The organism is Cobetia sp. 4B (assembly GCF_018831605.1).
GTDB classification, from domain to species: Bacteria; Pseudomonadota; Gammaproteobacteria; order Pseudomonadales; family Halomonadaceae; genus Cobetia; species Cobetia amphilecti.
This window is the reverse complement of sequence record NZ_CP059843.1, coordinates 3,470,556-3,497,244: the sequence shown is the minus strand read 5'-3', so window position 1 is coordinate 3,497,244 and position 26,689 is coordinate 3,470,556. Positions and strand designations below refer to the sequence as shown.

The window sequence follows — 26,689 nt, the reverse complement described above, 5'->3', positions numbered from 1 at the left end:
GAGTCCTGCCCGCCCAGGCGACATGCCTGCCTCTGATTCCCGTTCTTCTGACCCGGTGCTGGTCTTCGATTCCGGTGTCGGCGGGCTGTCCGTCGCCGCCGAGATCCGCCGTCAGTGGCCGCAGCTGTCGCTGGCCTATGTCTGTGACAACGCCGCGCTACCCTATGGCACCAAGCCGGATGACTGGTTGATACCGCGCATCGTTCAGGTGTGCGTGGCGGCCGTCGAGGCAAGCGGGGCACGGGCGTTGGTGGTCGCCTGCAATACCGCCAGCACTCTGGCGCTGACGGCGCTGCGCGAAGCGCTGTCGATTCCGGTGATCGGCACCGTGCCCGCCATCAAGCCGGCGGCGGCGTTGGCACGTGCGCGCCAGAGCGCAGCACGTCGTGAGAAGTGCGAGCCGCCGGTCTTCGCGTTGCTGGCGACGTCCGCCACGGTGCGTCGCGCCTACACCGAGCAGCTGATCCGTGATTTCGCCGCCGACTGTCGCGTGATTCGCGTCGCGGCCGACCCGCTGGTCGCGGAGGCCGAGCGGCGTCTGCGCGGTGAGCCGGCGCGCCCCGAGGTGGTGGCGGCCAGTCTGGCTGATCTGGCGGCGGTCGAGGCGCTGGAAGTGGTGATTCTCGGCTGCACGCATTTCCCGCTGCTCGGCGCCGACATCTCGCAGGTGCTGGGCGAGTCTCGGGTGGCGCTGGTGGATTCCGGCGCGGCAATCGCCCGACGCGTGGCGGAGGTGCTGGCGCTTGGTGCTGCGGCGCAAGCGGCTGATCAGCAACTCGCTCAGGCTGCTCAGCAAGTCGCTCAAGAGGCTGAACAGCAAGCCGCTCAAGCGGTTCAACCAGTACCGCGTGAGCACCTGGCGCTGGCGACGGATGCCCGGCAGCCGGGGCTGGCCACGGCGCTGGCCAGTCAGGGTTTCGCCGCGCCGCAGGCGCTGTCGTTCGACGACTGAGGGGCAGGGGCGTTGACTCTCACGGCCCTCTTGCACCTGCCTGCTCCCGCCTTGACCCGCCATTTGGCGCTTGAGCTTCGCGCTGCCGATGGTAGGCTAGCGCGCCCAACCTTTGAATGGACGTGATCGGCATGGTTCACCATGACGTCCCCGCGTCCCTTTGCTCATCGTTTCAGTGCTGCGGTATGCCCGCAGGCAGGAGTCAGTGTGGCCATCGCCGTCGTCGATCCCAGTCAGTATGAACAGCAGCTCGCCGAGAAGGCCGAGCAGACCCGCGCACGTTTCGCTGTCTTCGATGCGCCGGAACTGGAGGTATTTCCCTCGCCGCCCAGCCATTACCGCATGCGTTGCGAGTTCCGTATCTGGCACGAGGATGATGACCTCTATTACGCGATGTTCGAGGTCGAGTTCGACGACGAGGGCAACAAGAAGAAGACGGTCGTGCGCATGGACGACTTCCCTGTCGCCAGCCAGCGCATCAATGAATTGATGCCGCTGCTGCGTGAGCGCCTCAAGGCAAGCCCGGTGCTGCGCGAGCGTCTGTTCCAGTGCGAGTTCCTCACCACCCTGAGCGGCGAGGCACTGGTCACGCTGATCTACCATCGCAAGCTCGGCGAAGACTGGGAAGCCGAGGCACGTGCGCTGGAAGAAGAGCTCGACATCATGATCATCGGGCGTTCGCGCAAGCAGCATATCGTGCTGACGCGCGACCACGTCTTCGAGCGTCTCGAGGTCGATGGCCGCGAGTACGTCTATCAGCAGGTCGAGAACAGCTTCACCCAGCCCAATGCCGAGATCTGCCGCTCGATGCTCAGCTGGGCACGTGACGTGACCCATCCTGACAAGGCGCAGGCGGAAGGCCGTGAGCAGGGCGATCTGGTCGAGCTCTACTGCGGCAACGGCAACTTCACCATCGCGCTGGCCGAGAACTTCCGCCGCGTGCTGGCCACCGAGATCTCGCGCACTTCCGTGGCCTCGGCGCAGGTCAACCTGGCGGCCAATAGCATCGACAATGCCCAGGTGGCGCGCATGTCGGCCGAGGACTTCTCGCTGGCGCTGGCGGGCGAGAAGGCGGGCCGTCGTGTCGCGGAGATGGACCTCGACAACCACGACTTCCGCACCGTGCTGGTCGATCCGCCGCGTGCCGGCCTCGATGCCGACAGCTGCGAGCAGACCGCGCGCTACGAGCGCATCGTCTATATCTCCTGCAACCCGCAGACGCTGATCGACAACCTTGAGGTACTGTGCCGCACGCACCGTATCGAACGCTTCGCGCTGTTCGATCAGTTCCCGTATACCGACCACCTCGAATGCGGTGTCTATCTGGTTCGCAGATAAGCGCATCTTCACACCGATAGCCGATGTCACGCCCGCATGAGCGAGGCATCGCGCCAATCGTTTGAAAAACCAGAGCCCCGTCGTCATCTACCTGTCAGGTAGGGGACGACGGGGCTTTTTTTGCGCACATGACAGTCACTCGAATTAGACTTTCGTTTCATGCGCGGACCGCCAAGTCAATACCCGATGCACAGATGTAATGCTGCATGACCAATATGGAACAGGCATGGGGCAGAGGCGCAGACTGCGCTAGTCTGTGATGCACTGCATGAGTCTGTGCTGCAACGCCTTTCTGGCCGGCGCAGACTCTCTATGACTATTTTCCCTGATACATCCATCAGGTCAGTCGAGGTGATTGATGCTACACGTGGCGACGGACGGCAAGCAGGAATTTCTTGCGCAGCTCGAAGAGCAGCTGGACAAGCGACTTCCCAAGGACAAGGTGGACGTGATCGCGGCGTTTGCGCGCGACTATCACGCAACGGCCTCCTTCGAGGACATGGCCGAGCGCAAGCTGGATGACCTCTACGGTTCCACCCTGGCCGTATGGCACTTCCTGCAGAGCCTCGAGGCTCCCAAGGTGCGTGCCTACAACCCGGACTTCGAGAAGCATGGCTGGCAGTCGACGCACACCATCATCGAAGTGCTGCACCCGGACATGCCGTTCCTGGTCGATTCCGTGCGGATCGAGCTCAACCGTCGTGGCATCACCGTTCACGCCATCCACAACGCCGTGCTGGCCGTTGCACGTGATGATGCCGGTCAGCTGGAGCGCGTGACCGCACCGCGTGCCGAGAACGCCCCGCAGCACCGCGAGTCGCTGATCTACATCGAGGTCGATCGTCACAACGACGCCGAGACACTGGAAGACCTCGAGACCAGCCTGCGTGAAGTGCTGGCCGAAGTGCGTGTTGCCGTCGCTGACTTCGACGCCATGCGCAGCCAGGGCGCCCAGGCGCTGCAGGAGCTGCGTGACAACCGTCCGCCGACCGTCTCCGAGGCTGACCATCAGGAAGCCTGCGACTTCATGCAGTGGATGGGCAACGACCACTTCACCTTCCTGGGCTATGACGAGTACACCGTCGACGAGCAGGAAGACGGCACCCGCGTGCTGAACAAGGTCGAAGGCTCCGAGCTTGGCGTGCTCAAGCTGGACCTCGAGCGCTATCACGAGCAGTCCCGTCACCAGCAGAGCGTCAACAGCGATCAGTACGTGCTGATCCCGGAGCTGCTGTCCTTCGCCAAGAGCGCCTTCCACGCCCGCGTACACCGTCCGGCCTACCCGGACTACATCACCGTCGAACGCTTCGATGAAGAAGGCCGCGTGATCGGCGAGCGCCGCTTCCTTGGGCTCTACACCTCCACGGTGTACAACCAGAGCCCGCGCAACGTGCCGATTCTGCGTCGCAAGGTGCAGGACGTCATGGAAGCCGCCGGCGTCAACCCGAAGGGCCACAACGGCAAGCACCTGCTGCAGATTCTGGAAGTCTATCCGCGCGATGACCTCTTCCAGATCTCCACGGACGAGCTGGCCCGTACCGCCACCAGCATCCTCAACATCCGTGAGCGTCGCCGCGTGCGTCTGATCGTGCGTGAAGACCGCTTCGGCAAGTTCTTCTCGGTACTGGTGTTCGTGCCGCGCGACGTCTATTCCACCGACCTGCGTGTGCGCATCCAGAATCTGCTGTGTGAAGAGCTGAATGCCACCTTCGGTGACTTCACGCCGTATCTGTCCGAGTCCGTGCTGACGCGTATCCAGTTCATCCTGCGCTTCAAGGGCGATGAACCCGGCCAGTACGACATGCGCGCGCTGGAGAACAAGATCGCTCAGCTGGCCCGCAGCTGGCGTGACGAGCTGCACGCCGCCATGGTCGAAGGCTTCGGTGAAGAGCAGGCCAACGAGCTGATGACTCGCTACCGTGATGCCTTCCCGGGCAGCTATCGTGACGACTTCTCGCCGCGCACCGCCGTCTATGACGTGGGCCACCTGCGTGCGCTGGACGAAGGCCAGGCCGTCGGCCTGAGCACCTATCGTCTGGTCGAGGACGACAACTCCGGCGTCAACCTGAAGCTGTTCCACAAGCATCAGCCGATCCCGCTTTCCGACGTGCTGCCGGTGCTGGAAAACCTCGGTCTGCGTGTCATCGGTGAGCGTCCCTACGAGATCACCCGCACCGATTCCTCCTGCTGGGTGCACGATTTCGACCTCGAGCATCACGGCAAGGGCGCGGTCGAACTCTCCGAAGTGCGCGAGAGCTTCATCGAAGCCTTCAAGAAGATCTGGTCCGGCGAAGCCGAATCCGATGCCTTCAACCGCCTGATCATCGGCTCTGGCCTGGACTGGCGGGAAGTGGCGATGCTGCGTGCCTACGCGCGTTACCTCAAGCAGATCCGCTTCGGTCTCTCCCAGGCCTACATCGCCAATGCGCTGGGCAGCCATCCGGACATCACCCGCGAGCTGGTGCAGCTGTTCAACCTGCGCTTCGACCCGCAGGGTCAGGGTGGCGAAGATGACGTCAACGCCTGCCGCGAGCGCATCAATGGCCTGCTCGACCAGGTCTCCAGCCTGAACGACGACCGCCTGCTGCGTCGCTACGTCGACCTGATGATGGCGACGCTGCGTACCAACTTCTTCCAGCCGGCGGAAGATGGCCAGGCCAAGGACTACATCAGCTTCAAGCTCGACACGCGCAGCATTCCTGACGTGCCGAAGCCGCGCCCGATGTTCGAGATCTTCGTCTACTCGCCGCGCGTCGAAGGTGTTCACCTGCGTGGCGGCAAGGTCGCACGTGGTGGTCTGCGCTGGTCTGACCGTCATGAAGATTTCCGCACCGAGGTGCTGGGACTGGTCAAGGCACAGCAGGTCAAGAACGCGGTCATCGTGCCGGTCGGCGCCAAGGGCGGTTTCGTCTGCAAGCGCATGCCGGAAACCACTGATCGCGACGTGATCCAGAAGGAAGGTATCGCCTGCTACCAGATCTTCATCCGCGCACTGCTCGACATCACCGACAACCTGTCCGGTGGTGACGTGGTGGCCCCGACGGCCGTCGTGCGTTACGACGAAGACGACCCCTACATGGTCGTCGCGGCCGACAAGGGCACCGCGACCTTCTCCGACATCGCCAATGCCATCTCCAACGAGTACGGCTTCTGGCTGGGCGATGCCTTCGCCTCCGGTGGCGCCAACGGTTACGACCACAAGGGCATGGGCATCACCGCCAAGGGCGCCTGGGTCAGCGTGCAGCGTCACTTCCGCGAGATGGGCATCAACATCCAGGAAGACGAGTTCAGCGTGGTCGGTATCGGTGACATGGCCGGTGACGTCTTCGGCAACGGCATGCTGCTGTCCGAGAAGATCCGCCTGGTCGGTGCCTTCAACCACCGCAACATCTTCGTCGATCCGAACCCGGACACCGCGAAGAGCTTCGCCGAGCGCGAGCGTCTGTTCCGTCTGCCGCGTTCCAGCTGGGACGACTACGACAAGAGCCTGATCAGCGAAGGCGGCGGTCTGTTCTCGCGTGATGCCAAGACCATCGCCATCAGCCCGCAGATGAAGGAAGTCTTCGACATCAGTGCCGACCATCTGGCGCCCAACGAGCTGATCAACGCGATGCTCAAGGCGCAGGTCGACCTGATCTGGAACGGCGGTATCGGAACCTACGTCAAGGCGTCCAGCGAGTCCCACGCCGATGTCGGCGACAAGGCCAACGATGGCCTGCGTATCGACGGCCGTGAGCTGCGCTGCAAGGTGGTGGGCGAAGGCGGCAATCTGGGTCTGACCCAGCGTGGTCGCATGGAAGCCGCGGCCCAGCAGGGCGTGCGCGTCAACACCGACTTCATCGACAATGCCGGTGGCGTGAACTGCTCGGATCACGAGGTCAACATCAAGATCCTGCTGGACGACATCGTCGCCCGCGGTGATCTGACCGACAAGCAGCGCAACCAGCAGCTGGCCGAGATGACCGACGAAGTCGGCGAGCTGGTGATCAAGGACAACTATCGCCAGACCCAGGCGCTGTCGCTCTCCGAGCAGCAGTCCAAGGAAGGCATGGGCGTCTTCCGTCGCTTCATCAATGAGCTGGAAGCGGCCGGCACCCTGGACCGTGAACTCGAGTTCCTGCCGTCCGATGAGGCGCTGATCGAGCGTTCCAACGCCGGTGAAGCCCTGACCCTGCCGGAACTGTCCGTGCTGGTCTCCTACGCCAAGAGTGACCTCAAGACCAGCTTGATCGCCTCTGACGTGCCGGACGATAGCTACGTGCAGCAGCACCTCGAGCGCGCCTTCCCGCGCGTGCTGATGGAGCGCTTCCCCCAAGAGATGTACCAGCACCGTCTGAAGCGTGAAATCGCCGCGACCCAGATCGCCAATGACCTGGTCGACCACATGGGCATCGCCTTCGTGCGTCGCCTGGAAGACACCACCGGTGCCGACAAGGCGGAAATCGCGCGTGCCTACATCGTGGCGCGTGACAGCTTCAATCTGGAAGCGCTGTGGACCCAGATCGAGGCCCTCGATCACCAGGTACCGGCAGAACTGCAGTACCGCATGATGGGCGATCTGATGCGTCTGATGCGTCGTGCCACTCGCTGGTTCCTGCGTCAGCGCAGCTCCATGGGCGTCAAGGAATGCATCAGCCACTTCGCCCCGCGTCTGGCTCAGCTCTCCGAGAGCATCGGTGAGCGTCTCAAGGGCGAAGCCCGCGAGAACTGGGAAGCGCGTCGCGACAGCTATGTCGAGGCAGGCGTGCCGGAGGCCCTGGCCAGCACCATCGCCGCGACCTCAAGCCTCTATGCAGGGCTTGGCATCATCGAGGCGGCCAAGGCGACCGGCGAGAAGATCAATCGCGTGGCAGAAGCCTTCTACGGCATCGGCCATCGTCTGGAGCTGCCGTGGGTCGGTGACAAGATCAACGGCCTTGAGGTGCAGGACAGCTGGCAGGCGCAGGCACGTGAAAGCTTCCGCGATGATCTCGATCGTCAGCAGCTGGCACTGACCGTCAGCGTGCTCAAGCAGGACAATGCACCGCGCGAGATCGATGAGCGTGTCGACAGCTGGATGGCCAGTCACGAGAGCCTGGTCAGCCGCTGGTGCTCACTGCTTGGCGAGATGAAGGGCGGTGCTCAGCTGAGCTTCCCGCTGTTCGCGGTCGCCCTGCGCGAGCTGGTCGATCTGGCCGAGTCCAAGCGCGAAGCCTGATGCTTTCGGCCTCGGAGGCAGCAAGAGGCTGACGCAAGTGGCGAGTAGCTGATGACTCGCTGATAGAAGCCCTCACCATTGGTGAGGGCTTTTTCATGTCGGGAATGAATAAAAAAGTGATAGCTGAAGCCTGCGGTAAGGTAACTGTCGTCAGCTGTCTGGTATGCTGAATGGCGACCAGTGCAGAGACTGATACAGGCCCTGATGGTTGCATCCTTTTCTGCAGACCCTGTTTTCAGTCCTTGATTTTCAGACCCTCATTTCAAGTCTCGGAGTCGCTGCGGCGCTCGCTGGAGGCTTCTGTTTTCAAAGCATCAGTACAACAAGGCAGAGACACCATGTCACATCGTGCATTACCCCTCGCCTGCGCCCTCGCGCTCGGCCTGTCCACTCTGGCCTCCCAGGCCGTGCTGGCCGATGGCAGCCCCGCTCAGCAGCGTGCAGAAGAAGCGGCAGGCAAGCTGGACATCTCCAAGTTCCTCAAGCCGCGCAGTGATGCCCACAGCCAGAACTTCCTGTTCGGCGGCACCAGCGTGCACCAGTTCACCATCAAGGAAGCCGGACGTTACGAAATCGATGGCGTCGCCAGTTTCGATGTGACCGACCCCTACACCATGAAGGCCACGCTCGAGAGTGAGCAGGGTGAGGTCGTGGCCACTGCAGAAGGTGACAGGGCCTCCGATGGCTTGAACATGAATACCGAGCTTGAACCGGGCGTCTACAAGCTGCGTGTGCGCGCCGACAAGCTGGGGGCTGGCAAGTCGGGCGGCAACACCTATGAAATCAATGTCGCAGGCCTGAGCGAGAGTGGCGAGAAGCTGTCTGCCGAGGAAAGCGGCATCGAGACCGGCAACGGCCTGGTCTTCCTCGACACCGATGGCGATGGCCGTCGTACCGCCTTCGTCGATGCCAACGATGAAGTTGCGACCATCAAGCCGGCCACCGTTGCCGCCGCCGAACAGGCTGCCCGCGAGAAGAAGGCTGCCGAGACAGGCAATGCGGCAGCTGAAGGCGCTTCCGCCACAGGCGCTGCCGCCGCTACGACTTCGGCAGCCGCGACTGCTGCAGCCGAGACGTCTGCCGCTGCTGCCACGACCGCTGCTGCCACGGGCAGTGCAGCCGTGACGGAAACCGAGGCCGAAGCGGAGCCGGATCGTCGTTTCGACGAGATCGTCACCGATGTGCGCATTCTCGAGAAGGGCGAGGTCATGACCTTCGACGTCGCGGACCGCGGCACCGTGACCATCGACAGCGAAACCTTCCCGGGCAACGAAGGCACCTACAAGCTGCAGATGCGCCTGCTGGACGAGAGTGGCAACACTGTCGCCAGCGACAAGGGCGAAGGCTTCCAGGGCGACTTCCACCTCAAGACCGTGCTGGAACCGGGGCGTTACACCGTCTGGGTCAGCGGTCAGAAGTTCGGCTCCTCCATGCAGGGTGTCAACAACTACACCGTGCGCGTGCAGCAGCTCGATGTGAAATGATCTGCAGGGCATGACTCCGACATAGTCGGGTGTGACACAAGGGCGGCCCAGCGGGTCGCCCTTTTTTGTTGCCCTGAGCATGAGCAATGGTGTCGGCCTTGGCGTGAGCGATTTTATCGTCAGCAGCGCGAGCGTGCCGGCGCGCAGTGTCTGTCCCCGCGGGCTTCGGGTATACTTCGCGCCCAGCTATGCTGTCGTCACGACCCTGCCGCCCGCTGTCTGGAGATCATCATGTACTCGTTTGCTCGCTCGCTTCTCTTCAAGCTCGACCCGGAAACAGCTCATGGTGTGACGCTGAGTGCGCTGGACATGGCACATCGCCTCGGCATGGCGCGCGGTCTGGGCGGTGAAGCGCCGCGTGATCCGGTCTCGCTGATGGGGCTCGAATTCCCCAATCGCGTTGGCCTGGCGGCAGGTCTCGACAAGAATGCCGATCACCTCGATGCGCTCGCCGCTCTGGGCTTCGGCTTCGTGGAGGTCGGTACGGTGACGCCGAAAGGGCAGGACGGCAATCCCAAGCCGCGACTGTTCCGGCTGCCGGAGCATCAGGCGATCATCAACCGCATGGGCTTCAACAATGCCGGGGTCGAGCATCTGGTCGCGAAGGTCAAGGCCAGTCAGGCGCGTGCTGCCTTTGGTGTCGTGTTGGGGATCAACATCGGCAAGAACCTGAGCACGGCGGTGGATGATGCGCTGAACGACTATCTGGTCTGCCTCGATGCCGTGCATGCTCACGCCGACTACATCACCGCCAATATCTCGTCGCCCAATACCCCGGGGCTGCGCAATCTTCAGTTCGGTGATCATCTCAGCCAACTGCTGGCCGGGCTTCGACAGCGTTGCGATCAGCTCGATGCCGAGCGCGGCAGGAAGGTGCCGCTGGTGATCAAGATCGCGCCCGACATGGACAGCGAGGAAATCCTGTTCGTGGCGCGGGCGTTGGCGGACAACGGCATCGATGGCGTCATCGCCACCAACACCACCATCGAGCGCACGGCGGTCGCGGGTAGTCCGCATGCGCAGGAGGCGGGCGGACTTTCCGGGGCCCCGGTGCGTGAATCGTCGACGCGGGTGATTCGTGGCCTGCGTGAAGCGCTGCCGAACATGCCGATCATCGGTGTGGGCGGTATCACCGATGGCGAGAGTGCGCGTGAGAAGATCGCCGCGGGGGCGGATCTGGTGCAGCTGTACTCCGGGCTGATCTACCGTGGCCCGGCATTGGTCGGCGAGTGCGCGCGCGCACTGGAGAAGGCCGATACCCTGATCAAGGTGTGATCCGGCCTGGGCTCCGTCGCAGCGTGATGCTGGTATCTCCCACTCACGGCGCTTCAAGAGAGGGCCGAGTGGGGAAGGGCAGACACAGAAAAGCCGCCTCCTGACATCAGAAGGCGGCCTCGGTACCGGCGTGAATGATGATATGACAATGGCAGGGAAGTGGTGCGTGATCTGCCGTTGTCGTGTTGGCTGCCATGTCCAGCCAGCGTGCACGATGCGAAGCGCTTTTGCCGTCAGAAACGGCGGTTGGGGGTTGGCCCCTTGAGCTCATCGGGTGCGTGGATGGTTGAAGCAGGCCTGAAAAGAACCTGCTGATGCAGTCAAGGTGAACGTTTGCCCGTGTCGTGCTCCGCGCTGGACCGTCGTCCTCGCAGGCCGTCGCCTGCTGCGCCTCCTCTTCTGGAGCCATACCACGATTGAAACGACACGAGCGCCAACATCTCGGCCTTTCAGGAAGTGAAGCGAGTCGGCCCCATTGCCTACTGCGTCTCTTGCCTGTCAGTGCCGCGCGTCATCAAGATAGAAATAAGGCGTTACCTCCCTGGTGATTTGACGTGTCGCTGGGCGACTTCCGTGGGATTTTCCGGGTGATGTCGCTAAACCGACTCACCGTGAACACCTCGAGTCCTCTCTGTACGTGCCAGCCGACCCTGTAACATGTCAGAAGCCGGTGGCGTGATGCCGGAGAATCCGCTTGGGCAGCGCATCAGGCTGCGTCGGCGGGGTGAAAGGCGCCAGGCGCCGTATTGCCAGTGTCATTCCGTGACGTGCCGCTTTCCTGAAATGGGATGACCTCCTGGTCGCGGATGATGAACCTTGGCGTCATGCGGTGCTCAGCTGAGCACCATGGGGTTCTTGTGGATGCCGGAGACGCCGGTCATTCCCGACCATTGGTCCCCGCGGCCTTCACGCCAGCCGCTCATCCAGAATTCACGTAGATTGACATCGATACTGGGACAATCATCACGGGAACGGCCGGTGACACCAGCCTTGTAGCCGTGAACATAGGCACGCTGAAAGCGATCACGTTTCTGTCTCTTCATGGATGACCTCTAAGTGAGAACCCATCGGCACTGTGTGTCAGTGATGGCGAGACGTACCCGGCGAGACCTTGTCTGGCCGCGGTTGTCCTGCCCTTGGACATGCCGAGTGAGAGAGTTGGCCGATGCCCTGTCGGGCACTGCCGGCCTCGTGCATCATCACCTCGCGTCGTTGGCCATTCTTGTCGGAAAAGGTCACGAGTGTGAGATGATGGAAGGTCTTGCCTGTATATGCTCGAGCGTGATGGTGAAAAAGCGACTGCCTTGCCGTGCCGGAAGTCCGATCTCCTGAGCGGCACAGGTAGGCTGCCCGAATGAGGCTCGTGTCCCTTGATCCTCGATTTCGCATGGCGTGTCACCTTTCCGAATTGCAGCTACACCTATAGTTTTTAGAACACTGCCTCTGGCTTGTCGACAGCCGTATAGGAATATCGCTAGTGCCAGAAGCCAACTCACAGGAATAAGTCCGGCACCTGCCGGTGAGAGATTCATGACTGATACGACCTCTGCGACTACACCCCGCGCGCCCAGCAACTCGCTCTCTACCTGGTTTGCGACCTGCCCGCGTGGCATCGAAACGCTGCTGGCCGATGAGCTGACGGCTCTGGGTGCCGAGGTGACTGGCACGACCGTCGCTGGCGTACACTTCAACGGTAGCCAGGAAACCGCCTACCGCACCATCCTGTGGTCGCGACTGGCCAACCGCATCATTCGTCTGCTCACTCGCGTGGGTGGCGTCGACACCGGCGAGCAACTGCGCAAGGCGAGTGCGGGTGTCGATTGGGCGATGGAATTGCCGGATCGTGCGTCCATCGCCGTCGATTTCCACGGAACATGGAAAGACATTCGCCACACCTTCTTCGGTGCCCAGACCGTCAAGGACGGCATCGTCGAGGCGATGTTCGAGGAAGGCCGCAACAAGCCGACCGTCGATGGCAAGAATGCAGATCTGCGCATCTACGCGCATCTGCACAATGGCTACATCACCCTGGGCATCGACCTCGTGGGGCGCAGTCTGCACCAGCGTGGCTACCGTCCTGATCTCGCGCATGCGCCGCTGAAGGAAAACCTGGCGGCGGCCCTGCTGATGCGGGCCGACTGGCCGGCGCGTGCGGCGCGTGGCGAGAGCCTGGTCGACCCGATGTGCGGCTCCGGCACGTTGCTGATCGAAGCGGCCTTGATGGCGGCGGATATCGCGCCGCAGTCGCTGAACCAGGACTTCGCCTGCCGACACTGGGGGCGCCATGACGAGCGCATCTGGAAGGGCCTGTGGGAAGAGATGGAGCAGCGGGCCATTGCCGGGCGCCGCAAGGTCACCGCGCGTCTGTTCGGGCGTGACCACAGCCCGCAGGCGATATCTGCCGCGCGCTCCAACGCCATGCGTGCCGGCATTCCGGCGCTGATCGAGCTGGAAGGCGCCTCCGTCGCCGAACTGACCTGTCCCGAGGGCGCCACCACTGGCCTGGTGATGACCAACCCGCCCTACGGTGAGCGTCTGGGCGAGCTGCCGGCACTGGTGCCGCTCTACGCAAGCCTCGGTGAGCGCATGAAGCGTCACTTCGGCGGCTGGACGCTGGGCATGTTCACCGGCAACCCGGACCTCGGCCACCGTCTTGGCCTGCGTGCGCATCGTCAGTACGCCTTCCGCAACGGCCAGCTCGACTGCAAGCTGTTGATGATCGATGTGGCGGCGCGTGAGCGTGCGGTCGACGAGGACAGCGTGGCCGAAGATGCCCGCAGTCAGCCCGCGCTGAGCGAGGGCGGCCAGATGTTCGCCAATCGCCTCAAGAAGAACCAGAAGTCACTGGCGCGCTGGCTCAAGCAGAGCGGTACCACCTGTTATCGCCTCTACGATGCCGACATGCCGGAGTACGCGCTGGCCATCGATATCTATGGCCGTCATGTGCACGTGCAGGAATACACGCCGCCCAAGTCCGTGGATGCCAGTCAGGCGCAGCGCCGCCTGATGGATGCACTGGCGGCGATTCCGCAGGTGCTGGGTTGCTCGCCCAACGATATCCATATCAAGCAACGCACGCGTCAGGCGGGCAAGGCGCAGTACACGCGTCAGGACAGCTCCGGTCAGCGTATCGAGGTGCAGGAAGGCGATGCCAGGCTGTGGGTGAATCTCAAGGACTACCTGGATACTGGCCTGTTCCTGGATCACCGTCCGGTGCGCAAGCTGCTGGGCAAGGAAGCAGACGGCAAGCGGGTGCTCAATCTGTTCTGCTATACCGCGACGGCGACCGTGCATGCGGTGCTGGGCGGTGCCAGCGAGAGCGTCAGCGTCGACATGTCCAATACCTATCTGGACTGGGGGCGCGAGAACTTCAAGCTCAACGGCATCAGCGAGAAACGCCATCAGCTGGTGCGTGCCGACTGCCTGAAGTGGCTGGAGCGCTCCCGCGAGGAGTTCGACCTGATCTTCCTCGATCCGCCGACCTTCTCCAACTCCAAGAAGATGGAAGGCACCCTGGATATCCAGCGTGATCACGCGCGCCTGATCGACCTGGCGATGGCCAGTCTGGCGCCGGGCGGCACGCTGATCTTCTCCAACAACCATCGTCGCTTCGTGATGGATGACAGCGTCAGCCAGCACCATGTGGTGGAAGACCTGTCGCGCAAGCTGCTGGACCCGGACTTCAAGCGTCGTCCGGATATCCACCACGTCTTCCGCATCCGTCGCGCCAGCGATGTGAAGGGCTGAGCGATGGCCAGCGTCCCGCTGTGGCTCTACACCACGGCGGGCTGTCATCTGTGCGCTCGGCTGGAAACCACGCTGCAGGCGCTGGGGGCGGATGTCACGCTCACTCGGGTCGAGATCGCCTTCGAAACGCAGTTGAGCGAGCGTTACGCGACGCGCATTCCTGTACTGGCGAGCGCCTCGGGTGCGGAGTATTCGCTGGCCGATGGCGAAGAGGTGTTGCCGGAGTGGTTGCGCGCACAGGGCGTCGAGCAGCGCCTCGAGCAGGGTGTCGAAATGACGACCCCGGCCGAGCACGACTCAGCCACTGAGCCGCAGGGCCCCGCCCTACGCAACGGACGTCGCTTTCTGCGCTGAGCGGCGCAGACGTGTCGCTATAAGCTGGTGCAAAAAGACCGCCGCTACCTCAGGGTAGCGGCGGTCTTTTCGTGTCCGGCACCGTGCTGCGCACTAGCTCTCCAGCAGCGACATCTGGCGCATGGCGTCTTCGGCTTCCGGGCTATCGGCCGTGGCCTCCAGCACCTTGGTGTAGCCGCGTGAGGCCTGGATGTGGGCGAGGTCGCTGACCCAGGTCATGGCCTGCTCGTGGCTTTCGGCGAGATCGTGCTTCAATCCGCCGAACTGGGTGCCGATCTGGCCCCATGAGCGGCTGACGATCCAGTCGCCGAACATGTCCTGATGCACATGGACCAGAACGTAATCGTGGTGGCTTTCCCAGCGGATGATCACGCGTGACTCCCGAGGCGAAACGATGGTGGCTGGACTCAATCATGAGCTTGTGACGCCCGTTGCGTGCGCCTAAGATGGCACGGCGGCGGGCAAGCAAGCATACCATTGTAATCTTCACGTGCCTTGCGGCAAGGTGTGAAGTCACTCAGGCGCTCATGCTGGCCCGTGAACCCGCAGCGACACTCATTGCCACAGCAAGGAAAGGCAACAGATGCACATCATCGTGGACGATAACGTCCCTCTGGCTGAGGAATTCTTCTCCGAACTGGGAGAGGTGACCTGCATGCCGACTCGCGAGATCACCAATGCCGTCCTCAAGGACGTCGACATGCTGATCTGTCGCTCTACCTTGCGCGTGGATCAGGCGCTGTTGGAAGGAACGCGGGTGCGCTTCGTCGGCTCGCCGATCATCGGCACCGACCATGCCGACCTCGAATGGCTCGCGGCCAACGATATCCACTTCACCAACGCGCCGGGCTGCAATGCCGACTCGGTGGTGGATTACGTGCTGTCGTCGCTGTGGCATCTGGCCGAGCAGGAAGGGCTGGATCTGCAGCTGGACCGCCGCTTCGGCGTGGTCGGGGCCGGTCAGGTCGGGTCACGGCTGGTCAAGCGTCTCGAGTCGCTGGGTGCCGAGGTGCTGGTCTGTGACCCGCCGCGCGCCGCGCTTGAGGGCCAGAGCGATGAGCGCCCCGAGAAGTCCCGCTTCGTGGACCTCGATGAGCTGGTCGCTGAGTGTGATGTCATCTGTGTGCACACCCCGATGGTCACCGGTGGCGAGCATCCGACCCATCACCTGATCAATGCCGAGCGTATCCGCGCCATGAAGCCCGGCAGCGTGCTGCTGAGTGCCGGCCGCGGAGGCTGTGTCGATACCGCGGCGCTCAAGCAGCGCCTCAAGGAGCAGGCTGATCTGCTGACCGTGCTGGATGTGTGGGAAAACGAGCCGGATATCGATGCCGAGCTGGCCGCGCTGGTGGACATCGCCACGCCACACATCGCCGGGCATAGCCTGGATGGCAAGATGCAGGGCACCGAGATCATCTATCAGCAGGCCTGTCGTCACTTCGGGCTGCCGGCGCGCCGCAAGCTGGGTCAGCTCAAGCCGGACCCGTGGCTGCGCAAGCTGGTGCTGACGGGCTGGGCGCCGCCGGAAGAGGCGCTGGGGCTCTGCGTACGCGCCTGCTATGACGTGCGTCGCGATGCGCTGGGCCTGCGTCGCTATCAGCGTCGGTTCGGCAATGCCGAGGGCTTCGTGCGTTATCGACGGGAATATCCGCTGCGTCGCGAGTTCTCCACGCTGCGCGTCGAGCTCAAGAAGAATGCCCGCGAACTGCGTGAGGTGCTCGAGGGCTTCGGCTTCTCCCGCGTCAAGCTGGTCAGCAAATGATCACGGTGTGACTCGCAAGCCGCCCTGGAACGCCCCTGTCAGCTCTGCTGGCGGGGGCGTTCGCGTTGTGGAGGTCGCCTGATGGACGACGACCTTGCCGCATGCCTGAAACCCTGACCGTTTCGGTCTTCGACCTTGGTCGATATAATGCGCCCCAGATCGTCTGGCGACACGCGCAGGGGGTGGCCTTGACGGCATGCCCCGCCTGACGCTGCGGCGTTGCTCCCCATTCTCCGTGTCTTCTGCCATGCCCGTCATCACGCGGCGTGTCGGCGTCCTCATTTCTTGAAGATGGTGTCTTGAATGCAACAACACCCTGATAACTCTGCTGAGGACAGCGGCTATCGTCCGCCTTCTCTGCTGGATGCCCTGATTCCCATCGTGCTGGTCATCGCCATGCTGGTGCTGGCGGTGGTGCTGTTCGGTGCCGATGCCTCCTGGGGGCCCAATCAGGTCGCGCTGCTGTCCGGCGCGATGATCGCGGGCCTGATCGGTCTCAAGAACGGCTATCGCTGGAGCGATATCGAAGAGGGGATCAACAAGGGCATCCAGATCTCGCTGGGCGCGATCCTGATCCTGCTCGCGGTCGGCGCGATGATCGGTACCTGGATTCTCGGCGGCACCGTGCCGGCGATGATCTACTATGGTCTGGACGTGATCGCGCCACAGTACTTCTATGCCTCCGCCTGCCTGCTGTGTGCGCTGGTGGCGCTGTCGGTGGGCAGCTCGTGGACGGTCGCCGGTACCATCGGCATCGGCCTGATCGGTATCGCCGATGGCCTGGGGCTGTCCGAGGCCATCACCGCCGGCGCGGTGATTTCCGGGGCCTACTTCGGTGACAAGCTCTCGCCGCTGTCCGATACCACCAACCTGGCGCCGGCAGCGGCCGGCACCACGCTGTTCGCGCATATTCGTCACATGCTGTGGACGACCGTGCCCAGCATCCTGCTCGCGCTGGCAGGCTTTCTGTGGCTCGGCCATGACTCCGTCTCCAGCCTGCAGACGCCGGAACAGGTCGCCAATCTGCGTGCCCAGCTGGGCGAGCAGTTCAATATCGGCCTGCACCTGCTGATTCCGCTCCTGGTGCTGCTGGTGATGGCCGTGCGTCAGATGCCCGCCTTCCCGGCCATCTTCATCGGCGCGGCGTTGGGCGCCGTCTTCGCGGTCATCTTCCAGCCGCAGGCGGTGGTGGGGCTGGCAAGCGTCACGGACATGTCCACCGCCATGGCGCTGCTCAAGGGGGTGTGGATGTCGATGTTCGATGGCTATGTCTCCCACAGCGGTGATGAGGTGATCGACTCGCTGCTCTCCAAGGGCGGCATGAGCAGCATGCTCAACACCGTGTGGCTGATCCTGTCGGCGATGACCTTCGGCGGCGTGATCGAGCGTCTCGGCCTGCTGGAGCGTCTGGTGCAGAGCCTTCTGGGCGCGACACGCAACGCCGGTTCGCTGGTCATCACCACGCTGGGCACCTGCCTGGCCTCCAACGTGGTGACCGGGGACCAGTACATCTCGGTCATCCTGCCGGGGCGCATGTATCGCGCCGAGTTCCGTCGTCGCCGCCTGGCGCCGGTCAACCTGTCACGCGCGCTGGAAGACTCCGGCACCATCACCTCGCCGCTGATTCCCTGGAACAGCTGTGGCGCCTACATGGCCGCCACCCTCGGCGTCGCGACCTTGAGCTACCTGCCCTTTGCGCTGTTCAACCTGATCAATCTGGCGCTGGCGGTGGCCTACGCCATGGTCGGCTTCAAGCTGGAGCGCCTTGAAGAGGGCGAGGGAGCTGAAGGCGTGGAGCCGACGCCGCTGGCCGAATCGCTGGTGCTGGATACGCCCCACGAGACCTCGGAGTCACGCTGACTCAGTCCCGAGATATAAAGAGGAAAAGCCCGCCACGTGGATCACGTGGCGGGCTTTTTTTGCGCCTTAAAGGCGCGGCAAATTCGTTCTGCTCAGCGCTCAATCCGCGCACTGGTGCTGCATGAGGCGCGCGAGGAAGTCACGGTATCGCTCAAGTTCCGCCATCTCGATGTATTCGTCTGCCTTGTGGGCCTGTGCGATGGAGCCGGGCCCACACACGACGGTGGAGAAGCCGCGATCCTGGAACCAGCCCGCTTCCGAGCAGAAGCCGACGCCACAGCGCTCACTCTGTCCCGTCAGGGCGAAGGCCAGCGCCTCTGCCTTGCCGTCGGGTTCCGGGGTGAGAGCCGGCACCGAGGCATAGTCCTCCAGTGTCTGGATGCGGCAGTCGGCTGAATGCTGCTGCATCTCGCGCGCCAGTTGTGCGGTGAAGTCATCGAAGCGTGCACGCACCGCGTCAGGCGGATCACTGGGCAGATTGCGCAGCTCCCAATGCAGACGAGCGTCCTTGGCAATGATATTGGGGGCATTGCCGCCCTGCATGGCGCTGACGTGCAGGGTGGAATAGGGCGGCTCGAACAGCTCTCCCCGGGTGGCATTGGTGCGCAGCTCGGTTGCCGTGCGCTCGAGTTCCGAGATGATGCGCGCGGCGTAGAAGGTGGCCGAGACGCCAAGGTCTGGCCGGCTCGAATGGGCCGGGACGCCTGTCACCTCCGTGCGCCAGGAGTGCACGCCCTTGTGCGCTGACACCACTCGGCCTTGCGTCGGCTCGCCGATGATGACGGCGGCGACCTCGGGCAGTGTCTCGCGCATGTGGTCGATCAGCGGCAGGCAGCCCATGCAGGTGCTCTCTTCGTCATAGGAGAAGGCGAGATGGATCGGCCGCTTGAGAGGCGATGCGAGAAACTGCGGCACCATCGCCAGACACAGAGCGATGAAGCCCTTCATGTCCACCGAGCCGCGACCGTACAGGCGCCCCTCCTTGAGCGTGGCCTGGTACGGGTCCTGCGACCAGGTCTGCCCCGTGACGGGCACGGTGTCGGTGTGACCGGAAAGCACCACGCCCCCGGCGACAGGCGGCCCTATCGTCGCCAGCAGTGAGGCCTTGTCGCCTTCGGCATTCGGCAGCACGGTCGCCTGGATACCGTGCTCGGCCAGCAGGTCACGCACGAAGTGGATCAACGCCAGATTGGAGCGGTCAGACGTGGTATCGAAGGCGATGAGGCGAGTGAGGATATCGAGGGTACGTTGCATGTCAGGCCTCATGAAGCGTGGCGTTTCTCGAGTGTGCGAAAGCCGAGGGTGATCAGTCCCGCGATGACGAGATAGATCAAGGCCATCAGCAGCAGCGGCTCGTAGACGATATAGGTTTCCTGGCGGATACGCCCGAAGACGGCATAGGTATCGATGGCGGAAATGGTCGCGACCAGTGGCGTCGCCTTGAGCTGGATGATCAGCTCGCCATTCAGCGTGGGCAATACCCGTTGTACGGCTCTGGGCAGCCAGATGCGTCGGAGAATGCTGAAGGGAGACATGCCCAGCGAGCGAGCCGCTTCAAGTTCGCCGCGCGGTACGCCGGCAAAGGCGCCGCGCATGATCTCGCCTTCATAGCCCGCGAACGACAGGGTCAAGGCACAGAAGGCGTAGATCCACGGATCTGCCAGCACCGGCCACAACCAGCTGCCACGCAAGCCGGGGATATACGGAAACAGAGACCCCAGTCCGTAGTAGAGAATCCACAGCTGCAGCAGCAACGGGGTACCGCGAATCAGATTGCAGAACCCTCGCGCCAGCCACGCCAGCGGACGCGGCCCACGTGCCTGCGCCAGCCCCAGCGGAATGGCCAGCAGGAAGCCCGCCACACTGGTAGAGACCAGCAGTATAAGCGTCAGCAGTATGCCTTTGCCGATCTCGCCGCGGTACTGGGCGACCCACTCCCAGTGCATCTGGGTGCCGATCGCCACCAGGATAGCGACGACAATCGCGATCAGGATGAGGCGATGGGGCGGAAGTCTGGGCTCAGCCATGGTGGGCCCCCTTGTCCATGCGACGTTCCAGTGTCTTGAACAGCAGGTTGGAGGCAAGCGATACGATCAGGTAGAGCACCCCCGCGGCGCCGAGAAACAGCAGGTAATGGCGGGTGGAACCGGCCGCCTGACGCGAGGCCAGTGTCAGTTCCGTGAAGCCCACGACCGCCAGCAGTGCCGTGTCCTTGGTCGCGATCAGCCATAGATTGGAGAGGCCCGGCAGGGTGCCTGGCAGCAACAATGGCAGCGTGATGCGGCGCAGGATGGTGAAGGGCGCCATGCCATGCGCCAGTGCGGCCTCATGCATTCCCTTGGGGATGGCATTGATGGCGCCGCGGATGACTTCGGTGGCATAGGCGCCCTGCACCAGAGCGATGACGGCCACCCCGGCGACGAAGGGGCTGATCTCGAGGGGGCCGAGGCCGACGGCGCTCGCCAGATGGTTCAGGGCATCGGGCGCTGCGAAATACACCAGCAGGATCAGTACCAGCTCGGGAACCGCGCGTATCACCGTCGTATAGCCGGTGAGCAGATCGCGGGTGACGGGGCCACCCGAGATCTTGCCCGCAGCGCCCGCCATGCCGATCACCAGGCCAATCAGATAGCCGCTCGCCGCCACCTGCAGCGATAGCACCAGACCATCCAGCAGAGCGCCTCCCCAGCCCGGCGGCGTCAGCGACAGCAGCTCGCCGATGCTCATGTTGCGATAGTCAGCCATGCAATTTCCTCATGCGGTATGGCGAAGTCGAGACGAGGGCGGCTTCAATCTCCGTAGATGTCGAAGTCGAAGTACTGCTTGCTGATCTCTTCATAACGCCCGCTGGCACGAATCTCGGCGATACCGGCATTCAGGCGCTCCAGCAGCTCGTTGTCGCCCTTGCGCACGCCGAATCCAACGCCGGACCCCAGGATGCTCTCGTCGTGCGCGACATTGCCCTTCATGTCACAGCACAGTTCGCCATCGTCGCTCGCGAGATAGTCATCCAGCACGAGGATGTCGGCCAGGGTGGCATCGATGCGTCCGGCGAACAGGTCCTGATTGGCCTCATCCTGGGTCTGGTATTCACGCACTCGAGTGTCGGGGAAGTGGCGCTTGGCATAGGTCTGATGAATGGAGGCCGACTGCACACCCAGTGTCTTGCCGGCCAGCCCTTCTGGCGTCGGCGTGATCTCGTCGCCCTTGGCACCCATGACGGCAGCGCTGGTCTGGTAGTACTTGTCCGAGAAGTCGATGACCTTGCGGCGCTGCTCGGTGATGGAGAGTGAAGCGGCGATCGCATCGATCTTGCGCGTGGTCAGTGCCGGAATCAGGCCATCCCAGGAGGAGGTGACAATCTCGCACTCAAGCTCTGCCGCGGCACAGACGGCATTGGCGATATCGACTTCCCAGCCGGTCACGCTGCCATCCGACTGCAGGGTGGCGAACGGCGGGTAGGGCTCGCTGGCGAAGCCGACACGTACGACGTCGGCCTGGGCTACGGTGCTCAGGGTCAGGGCGATGGCCCCGAGAGATGCGATAGCGGACAGGGTTTTCATTGTTGGTCTTCTCCTGGTTCAGGTAACCGAGCCGATGAACTGCTTGAGGCGCTCGGAAGAGGGGGAGCGGAAGATCTGGTCGGGGGTGCCCTGGGCCTCGATGTTGCCCTGGTCGAGGAAGATGACCTTGTTCGCGACATCAGCGGCGAACTTCATCTCATGGGTGACGATGACCATGGTGCGTCCTTCGGCAGCCAGGTCGCGCATCACCTCGAGTACCTCGCCGACAAGTTCGGGGTCCAGTGCCGAGGTCGGTTCATCGAAGAGCAGCACCTCCGGCGACATGGCCAGGGCTCTGGCGATGGCGCCACGTTGCTGCTGGCCGCCGGAAAGCGTTCTCGGGTTGGCCTGGCGGTGGGAGTACAGCCCGACGCGCTCCAGCAGCTGGTGAGCATGCTCCCGAGCTTCTGCGCGGGACTGACCGAGCACCTGCATCGGCGCTTCCATGAGGTTCGCTTCGAGGCTCATGTGAGGCCAGAGATTGAAGTTCTGGAAGACCATCGCCAGGCGAGCTCGCAGCAGACGCAGCTGTCGGCGATTGACGGGTTCGAGTCGCTGGCCGCGCCGCCGCAGCGCCACGTCCTCGCCTAGCAGGCGCAAGGACCCGTCGCTGGGTGTCTCGAGCAGGTTGATGCAGCGCAGCAGGGTGGACTTGCCCGAGCCGCTGCTGCCGATCAGTGAGATCACGTCACCACGCTGGGCGGTGAGGTCGATGCCCTTGAGGACTTCGCGTCCAGCAAAGGATTTCCAGAGTCCGCGAATGTCGATGACGGCATCGTCATTCGTATCGGACATCGGGGTGGCAGGAGAGTGAGGCACGCGCGAGTCCTCTGATTGGTCTTGTTGTTATGCACTCGGGTACTGACTATGCAGTTGCATAAAGTCATGTGTCTGTATAAAACTATGCATCTGTATAAAAATTATGCATCTGTATAACATTCGAGTCAATTGCGACTGACAGACCATCAAATGAGGTTTCCTCCATGTCGAATACCCCCGCCTCCTCCCGGTTCGGTTGCCACTCAATGGCCGCTCGAATGACGCGTGTCCTGATGCGTCGTCCTGGCGACAGCCTGCGCAATGCCGATCCGGCGGTCTGGCATTACAACCACTACTTCAATGCCGAGAAAGCCATCAGTCAGTACCAGGCCCTGGTCGAGATGGTGGAGGAGAGCGGTGCCGAGATCGTCTGGCTCGAGGACACCAATGACGGGCTGTCGGATGCCATGTTCACCCGCGATGCCTCGGTGGTGACGCGTGCCGGCGCCGTGCTGTTCCAGATGGGCAAGCCGCTGCGCAAGGACGAACCGAACCGGCATGGTCAGGTCTATGAGCAGGCCGGCATTCCGGTCATCGGTCGCCTGGAAGGTGAGGCGGCCATCGAGGGTGGCGACACCCTGTGGCTGGATGAGAACACCCTTGTCGTCGGCATGGGCTTCCGCTCCAATCGGGAGGGTGTGCGTCAGCTCAACGCGCTGCTCAATCCGCACGGGATCGAGGTGCTAGGCTTCGACCTGCCCGTCTGGGAGGGCGAGGCAGCCTGCCTGCATCTGATGTCGGTTATCTCGCCGCTGGCGGATGACACCTACCTGGTACATCCCAAGTTGATCCCTGCTGCACTCTGGACCTTGATGAAAGCGCGCGGTATCCGCTTCGTGATTGCCCCGGAAGAGGAGTTCCATCAGTCGCTGGGCCTGAGCCTCAATGTCATGCCGTTGGCGCCGAACGATTGCGTGATGATCGATGGCTTCCCCGGCACGCGTGCCGTGATGGAAGCCGCCGGCGTGCGTGTGCGCACTTTTGAAGGTGACGCCCTGTGCATGGCGTGCGAAGGTGGCCCCACCTGCCTGACCAATCCGATTCTGCGCGAGGGGTAATTCACGTTCCATGGCCAGTCGTCGAGACAACAATGCCCGAGAGGATGACCTGATCGAAGCGACCCTGACCTGCATTGCCAGCGAGGGAATCTCGCGCACGACAGTGCGTCGTGTCGCCGAATATGCCGGTGTCTCGAATGGGTTGATCCGCTTCTATTTCGAAGGCAAGGACAACATGCTCTACGCGGCCTATCGCCGCTTTCTGGAGCGCCTGCTGTCCGATGCCTCCGACACGATAGAAGGGCGAGAGCTGGCACCTCATGCGAGGTTGAAGGCCTTTCTTGAGGCCAATCTGTCACCGCCGATCGTGACGCCGCAGACGTTGTTGCTGTGGGCCAACTTTCTGCCGCTCACCTATGGCGACCCTCGCATGGCGGAGATTCGCCGCGAGGCCTATCGCGAAACGACCGAGCTGTTCCGTCATCTGGTGGAGGACGTTCTGGTGGCGGAAGGGCGTCAGGAAGACGAGGCCCGGCTGCAGCATCTGACCATCGCGCTCAACGGGCTGGTCGATGGCCTGTGGATCGAGGGCGCCCTGCGGGGTGACTCGCTGAACGTGGGCGAGATGCAACAGATCGGCCTCGACGCTGCCGTGAATCTGCTGGGGCTGTCGGGGTGGGAAACGTTGGCGTGAGGGGCGGCATGTCGAGCGGCGCCCACTGACAGAAAAGCCCGCCACGTGGATCACGTGGCGGGCTTTTTGCTGTCTGCAGGGGCCAATCAGGCCGTGCAGGATTGGCGGAGCTTACTTGTAGGCAGCGGCCTTGAGCGCGGCGATACGGTCATCCAGCGGCGGGTGGCTGGCGAACAGTTGCTCCATCAGCTTGCGGCTCTTGCCGGTGGTGATGGCGAAGGCGGTCATGGTGTCGGGCATCTGGTCCGGCAGCTCATGTTCCTGCTTGAGGCGAGCCAGGGCGTTGATCATCGAGCCGCTGCCCGCCAGGCCTGCGCCTGCGGCATCGGCACGGTATTCGCGCCAGCGCGAGAACCAGGCGACGATCATCGAGGCCACCAGGCCCAGCACCATTTCCAGCACGAACACGACCGCCATGTAGCCGAAGAAGCCCAGGCCGCCGTTCTCGTCATCGCGCTTGAGGAAGGCGTCGATGGCGTGTGCGGCGATACGCGCGAAGAACATCACGAAGGTGTTCACCACGCCCTGGATCAGCGTCAGCGTCACCATGTCGCCGTTGGCGACGTGGCCGATCTCGTGCGCCAGCACGGCGCGCACTTCCTCGGGACGCATGCGATTGAGCAGGCCGGCCGAGACGGCGACCAGCGCATCATTGCGGTTCCAGCCGGTGGCGAAGGCATTGGATTGTTGCGCCGGGAAGATGCCGACTTCCGGCATCTTGATGCCAGCGTCGCGCGCCAGTTCACCGACGGTGTCCAGCAGCCAGCGCTCGGTGTCGTTCTGCGGCTGTTCGATGATCACGGTGCCGGTCGAGGACTTGGCCATCGTCTTGGACAGGAACAGCGAGATCACGGAACCGGCCATGCCGATGATGAAGCAGAAGATCAGCAGCGCCGTGTAGTTGATGCCGTTGGCTTCCATGTAGCCATCGAAGCCCAGCAGGCGCAGCGTGACACTGGCCAGCAGCACCACCGCCAGGTTGGTGATCAGGAAAAGGGCTATCCGCATCATGGGGTCAGGTCTCCAATGCCAATATATCGGTAGGGCGCAATTATCTGCCCGCGATACTGACAGTGAGATGAATCACTGGCGGTGGCGCGGGCAGAATTTGCGTCGACAGTCTGCAAGGACGGTCTGCAAGGACAGCAAGGTATCACCACTGGAGGCGACCTGCGTAGCCCCTTGATCCGGGGGCTGGGCCGACGTCAGGCCTTGCGACGTCGCGCAAGGAAGCGGCCGAGGCGTTCGATGGCTTCTTCCAGCTGGTCGGCGTAGGGCAGGGTGACGATGCGCAGGTGGTCCGGATTCGGCCAGTTGAAGGCGGTGCCCTGCACCAGCAGCATCTTCTCTTCCAGCAACAGCTCCAGCACCATCTGCTGGTCGTCCTCGAAGGGATACATCTCGGGGTCGAGCCGCGGGAACATGTAGAGCGCGCCCTTGGGCTTCACGCAGCTGACGCCGGGAATCTCGTTGAGCTTCTTCCAGGCCGCGTCACGCTGGGCCAGCAGGCGTCCGCCCGGCAGTACCAGATCATTGATCGACTGATAGCCGCCGAGCGCCGTCTGGATGGCGTGCTGCGCCGGCACATTGGCGCACAGGCGCATGCTGGCCAGCATGTCGAGGCCGGAGATGAAGTCGGCCGCCGGGCGCTTGTCGCCGGAGAGAATCATCCAGCCGGAGCGGAAGCCGGCGCAGCGGTAACTCTTGGACAGGCCGTTCATGGTCACGACCAGCAGGTCATCGGCCAGCGCGCCGGTGGAGACGTGCTCGGTGCCGTCGTAGAGGATCTTGTCGTAGATCTCGTCAGAGAACACCACCAGGCCGAATTCGCGCGCGACCTGCAGGATGTCCTTCACCACCGCGGGCGGATAGACCGCGCCGGTCGGGTTGTTCGGATTGATCAGCACGATGCCCTTGGTGTGGCTGGTCACCTTGGCGCGGATGTCCTCGATGGAGGGCGCCCAGTCCTGCGCTTCGTCACACAGATAGTGCACGGCGCGACCACCGGCCAGGTTGGCGGCAGCAGTCCATAGCGGGTAATCCGGCGCCGGCACCAGCAGCTCGTCGCCATCATCGAGCAATGCCTGCATGGCCAGCACGATCAGCTCCGAGACGCCGTTGCCGACGTAGATGTCCTCGATCCCGACACCCTGGATATCCTTGCGCTGGCACTCCTGCATGATCGCCTTGCGCGCAGAGTAAAGCCCCTTGGAATCACAATAGCCCTGCGCTGTCGGCAGGTTGCGCATCACGTCCTGCAGAATCTCTTCCGGTGCCTCGAAGCCGAAGGGCGCCGGGTTGCCGATATTGAGCTTGAGAATGCGATGGCCCTCGTCCTCGAGACGCTTGGCGTGTTCGAGAACCGGCCCGCGAATGTCATAGCAGACGTTGTCCAGCTTGTGTGACTTGCGAATTTCGCGGGGCTTTCTTTGCTCGGTATCCATGATGCTTTCCGTAGATCTCCGTCACGTAAGGTGTAGGGGCGAGCGTCCAGCATATCGCGCCGCTGGCCTGCCGCGCCACGGCCTAGGGCCAATAGCGTGGTTAAATTTGTGGCTTGAGACATTCAGGCAGAAAAAAATCCCGCCAGAGGTTTTCTGGCGGGATTTTCAACTGGCGTTCAAGCGTCTCCCGCGGGCGGGAGCC

At 63.0% G+C, this 26,689-nt stretch carries 20 protein-coding genes; 11 read left to right on the top strand and 9 right to left on the bottom strand.

Annotated features, from left to right (window positions below; translation table 11 throughout):
- Window positions 1–22 precede the first annotated feature (22 nt).
- The 5 genes from murI (at window position 23) to H2O77_RS14410 (ending at window position 10,246) form a co-directional block, all read left to right on the top strand.
- Window positions 23–952: a glutamate racemase gene (murI, locus tag H2O77_RS14430; RefSeq protein WP_215823388.1), complete on the top strand. Its 930-nt coding sequence runs from the start codon at window positions 23–25 to the stop codon at window positions 950–952.
- Window positions 953–1,159: 207 nt separating this feature from the next.
- A complete protein-coding gene (trmA, locus tag H2O77_RS14425; protein WP_215823387.1) occupies window positions 1,160–2,290 on the top strand; it encodes a tRNA (uridine(54)-C5)-methyltransferase TrmA in 1,131 nt (376 codons plus the stop codon).
- A 358-nt stretch (window positions 2,291–2,648) separates the two neighbouring features.
- Window positions 2,649–7,487 (top strand): NAD-glutamate dehydrogenase, encoded by a 4,839-nt coding sequence (locus H2O77_RS14420; protein ID WP_215823386.1) that lies wholly within the window; start codon window positions 2,649–2,651, stop codon window positions 7,485–7,487.
- Window positions 7,488–7,825: 338 nt separating this feature from the next.
- Window positions 7,826–8,971, top strand: a complete 1,146-nt coding sequence (locus H2O77_RS14415) for a hypothetical protein (protein ID WP_215823385.1) — start codon at window positions 7,826–7,828, stop codon at window positions 8,969–8,971.
- 231 nt (window positions 8,972–9,202) lie between these two features.
- The gene (locus H2O77_RS14410) at window positions 9,203–10,246 is read left to right on the top strand and encodes a quinone-dependent dihydroorotate dehydrogenase (RefSeq protein WP_215823384.1); all 1,044 of its coding nucleotides are present in this window, start codon (window positions 9,203–9,205) and stop codon (window positions 10,244–10,246) included.
- A gap of 833 nt (window positions 10,247–11,079) precedes the next feature.
- Here H2O77_RS14410 and rmf read toward each other — a convergent pair.
- Entirely contained in the window at window positions 11,080–11,289 is a 210-nt protein-coding gene (gene rmf, locus H2O77_RS14405; RefSeq protein WP_043334308.1) for a ribosome modulation factor, read from the bottom strand.
- A 487-nt stretch (window positions 11,290–11,776) separates the two neighbouring features.
- Here rmf and rlmKL point away from each other — a divergent pair, with 487 nt between their 5' ends.
- Entirely contained in the window at window positions 11,777–13,993 is a 2,217-nt protein-coding gene (gene rlmKL, locus H2O77_RS14400; protein ID WP_192837427.1) for a bifunctional 23S rRNA (guanine(2069)-N(7))-methyltransferase RlmK/23S rRNA (guanine(2445)-N(2))-methyltransferase RlmL, read from the top strand.
- Between the two features lie 3 nt (window positions 13,994–13,996).
- Entirely contained in the window at window positions 13,997–14,347 is a 351-nt protein-coding gene (locus H2O77_RS14395) for a glutaredoxin family protein (protein WP_215823383.1), read from the top strand.
- Window positions 14,348–14,440: 93 nt separating this feature from the next.
- Here the strand turns inward: H2O77_RS14395 and H2O77_RS14390 are convergent, their stop codons facing one another.
- Window positions 14,441–14,719 carry a WGR domain-containing protein gene (locus tag H2O77_RS14390; RefSeq protein WP_043334304.1) on the bottom strand — a complete coding sequence of 93 codons (279 nt, stop codon included), beginning with the start codon at window positions 14,717–14,719 and terminating at the stop codon, window positions 14,441–14,443.
- Window positions 14,720–14,930: 211 nt separating this feature from the next.
- Here H2O77_RS14390 and pdxB point away from each other — a divergent pair, with 211 nt between their 5' ends.
- Complete coding sequence (gene pdxB / locus H2O77_RS14385) at window positions 14,931–16,109, top strand: 4-phosphoerythronate dehydrogenase PdxB (RefSeq protein ID WP_043334303.1); 1,179 nt, start codon at window positions 14,931–14,933, stop codon at window positions 16,107–16,109.
- A 303-nt stretch (window positions 16,110–16,412) separates the two neighbouring features.
- Complete coding sequence (gene nhaC / locus H2O77_RS14380) at window positions 16,413–17,969, top strand: Na+/H+ antiporter NhaC (protein ID WP_064503312.1); 1,557 nt, start codon at window positions 16,413–16,415, stop codon at window positions 17,967–17,969.
- Window positions 17,970–18,068: 99 nt separating this feature from the next.
- On the opposite strand, the gene argE is transcribed toward nhaC, so the two are convergent.
- Genes argE through H2O77_RS14355 form a run of 5 tightly spaced genes read right to left on the bottom strand, consistent with a single transcriptional unit; the run spans window position 18,069 to window position 22,327 of the window.
- Window positions 18,069–19,223 carry an acetylornithine deacetylase gene (gene argE / locus H2O77_RS14375; RefSeq protein ID WP_215823382.1) on the bottom strand — a complete coding sequence of 385 codons (1,155 nt, stop codon included), beginning with the start codon at window positions 19,221–19,223 and terminating at the stop codon, window positions 18,069–18,071.
- 8 nt (window positions 19,224–19,231) lie between these two features.
- The gene (locus H2O77_RS14370) at window positions 19,232–19,996 is read right to left on the bottom strand and encodes an ABC transporter permease subunit (RefSeq protein WP_213114394.1); all 765 of its coding nucleotides are present in this window, start codon (window positions 19,994–19,996) and stop codon (window positions 19,232–19,234) included.
- Window positions 19,989–20,714, bottom strand: coding sequence for an ABC transporter permease subunit (locus tag H2O77_RS14365; RefSeq protein ID WP_215823381.1), 726 nt, complete (start codon window positions 20,712–20,714; stop codon window positions 19,989–19,991). Before H2O77_RS14365 ends, H2O77_RS14370 begins: the two co-directional genes overlap by 8 nt.
- Window positions 20,715–20,758: 44 nt before the next feature.
- Window positions 20,759–21,532, bottom strand: a complete 774-nt coding sequence (locus H2O77_RS14360; RefSeq protein ID WP_215823380.1) for a transporter substrate-binding domain-containing protein — start codon at window positions 21,530–21,532, stop codon at window positions 20,759–20,761.
- Between the two features lie 18 nt (window positions 21,533–21,550).
- Window positions 21,551–22,327 (bottom strand): amino acid ABC transporter ATP-binding protein, encoded by a 777-nt coding sequence (locus tag H2O77_RS14355; protein ID WP_215824624.1) that lies wholly within the window; start codon window positions 22,325–22,327, stop codon window positions 21,551–21,553.
- A gap of 188 nt (window positions 22,328–22,515) precedes the next feature.
- On the opposite strand from H2O77_RS14355, the gene H2O77_RS14350 reads away from it, so the two are divergent.
- Together H2O77_RS14350 and H2O77_RS14345 are read left to right on the top strand one after the other, a co-directional pair.
- Complete coding sequence (locus H2O77_RS14350) at window positions 22,516–23,409, top strand: arginine deiminase family protein (RefSeq protein WP_215823379.1); 894 nt, start codon at window positions 22,516–22,518, stop codon at window positions 23,407–23,409.
- 10 nt (window positions 23,410–23,419) lie between these two features.
- Complete coding sequence (locus tag H2O77_RS14345) at window positions 23,420–24,043, top strand: TetR family transcriptional regulator C-terminal domain-containing protein (RefSeq protein ID WP_215823378.1); 624 nt, start codon at window positions 23,420–23,422, stop codon at window positions 24,041–24,043.
- 111 nt (window positions 24,044–24,154) lie between these two features.
- Here H2O77_RS14345 and htpX read toward each other — a convergent pair whose 3' ends face one another.
- Both htpX and H2O77_RS14335 read right to left on the bottom strand, forming a co-directional pair.
- Window positions 24,155–25,054: a protease HtpX gene (htpX, locus tag H2O77_RS14340; RefSeq protein WP_107336103.1), complete on the bottom strand. Its 900-nt coding sequence runs from the start codon at window positions 25,052–25,054 to the stop codon at window positions 24,155–24,157.
- 194 nt (window positions 25,055–25,248) lie between these two features.
- A complete protein-coding gene (locus H2O77_RS14335; protein ID WP_043334294.1) occupies window positions 25,249–26,487 on the bottom strand; it encodes a pyridoxal phosphate-dependent aminotransferase in 1,239 nt (412 codons plus the stop codon).
- Between the last annotated feature and the right edge of the window lie 202 nt (window positions 26,488–26,689).

Bases quoted from the DNA above. Each gene is read 5' to 3' on its own strand.
- murI (WP_215823388.1), top strand. From the start codon at position 23: ATGCCTGCCTCTGATTCCCGTTCTTCTGACCCGGTGCTGGTCTTCGAT.
- H2O77_RS14420 (WP_215823386.1), top strand. From the start codon at position 2,649: ATGCTACACGTGGCGACGGACGGCAAGCAGGAATTTCTTGCGCAGCTC.
- H2O77_RS14415 (WP_215823385.1), top strand. From the start codon at position 7,826: ATGTCACATCGTGCATTACCCCTCGCCTGCGCCCTCGCGCTCGGCCTG.
- H2O77_RS14410 (WP_215823384.1), top strand. From the start codon at position 9,203: ATGTACTCGTTTGCTCGCTCGCTTCTCTTCAAGCTCGACCCGGAAACA.
- rmf (WP_043334308.1), bottom strand. From the start codon at position 11,289: ATGAAGAGACAGAAACGTGATCGCTTTCAGCGTGCCTATGTTCACGGC.
- rlmKL (WP_192837427.1), top strand. From the start codon at position 11,777: ATGACTGATACGACCTCTGCGACTACACCCCGCGCGCCCAGCAACTCG.
- H2O77_RS14395 (WP_215823383.1), top strand. From the start codon at position 13,997: ATGGCCAGCGTCCCGCTGTGGCTCTACACCACGGCGGGCTGTCATCTG.
- pdxB (WP_043334303.1), top strand. From the start codon at position 14,931: ATGCACATCATCGTGGACGATAACGTCCCTCTGGCTGAGGAATTCTTC.
- nhaC (WP_064503312.1), top strand. From the start codon at position 16,413: ATGCAACAACACCCTGATAACTCTGCTGAGGACAGCGGCTATCGTCCG.
- argE (WP_215823382.1), bottom strand. From the start codon at position 19,223: ATGCAACGTACCCTCGATATCCTCACTCGCCTCATCGCCTTCGATACC.
- H2O77_RS14370 (WP_213114394.1), bottom strand. From the start codon at position 19,996: ATGGCTGAGCCCAGACTTCCGCCCCATCGCCTCATCCTGATCGCGATT.
- H2O77_RS14365 (WP_215823381.1), bottom strand. From the start codon at position 20,714: ATGGCTGACTATCGCAACATGAGCATCGGCGAGCTGCTGTCGCTGACG.
- H2O77_RS14360 (WP_215823380.1), bottom strand. From the start codon at position 21,532: ATGAAAACCCTGTCCGCTATCGCATCTCTCGGGGCCATCGCCCTGACC.
- H2O77_RS14355 (WP_215824624.1), bottom strand. From the start codon at position 22,327: ATGTCCGATACGAATGACGATGCCGTCATCGACATTCGCGGACTCTGG.
- H2O77_RS14350 (WP_215823379.1), top strand. From the start codon at position 22,516: ATGTCGAATACCCCCGCCTCCTCCCGGTTCGGTTGCCACTCAATGGCC.
- H2O77_RS14345 (WP_215823378.1), top strand. From the start codon at position 23,420: ATGGCCAGTCGTCGAGACAACAATGCCCGAGAGGATGACCTGATCGAA.
- htpX (WP_107336103.1), bottom strand. From the start codon at position 25,054: ATGATGCGGATAGCCCTTTTCCTGATCACCAACCTGGCGGTGGTGCTG.
- H2O77_RS14335 (WP_043334294.1), bottom strand. From the start codon at position 26,487: ATGGATACCGAGCAAAGAAAGCCCCGCGAAATTCGCAAGTCACACAAG.